This is a genomic window from Paraburkholderia sp. SIMBA_053 (assembly GCF_046534895.1).
GTDB lineage: Bacteria > Pseudomonadota > Gammaproteobacteria > Burkholderiales > Burkholderiaceae > Paraburkholderia > Paraburkholderia caledonica.
On record NZ_JAWRXU010001164.1, the window covers coordinates 1 to 255 of the forward strand.

1 pseudogene is annotated in these 255 nt (G+C 71.0%); it reads right to left on the bottom strand.

What is annotated here, in order from left to right:
• A pseudogene (locus SB753_RS39310) lies at positions 1 to 255 on the bottom strand (hypothetical protein); the annotation flags it as partial.

Sequence of the window (255 nt, forward strand, 5' to 3'; positions counted from 1 at the left end):
GCCGATCCGCCGATGTGGACGGTGGGCGACTGGGCGACGTCGGGATTCGCCCAGGGAATCGGCCCGTCGAGAGCGAAATCCACCTTCGCAGCGGCGGGGCCGTATCGGTAGTTGCGGATCGCCCGCGCGTAGGCCGCGGGGATGTCGGGATGGGTGAGGGTGAGGCGGGGCGACGTGTTCAGCATCAGCAGGTCGCCGCGAGCGGGGTCGCCCCAGTCGAGCGATCCCAGGTCGGTGACGTGGACGCCCGAGTCG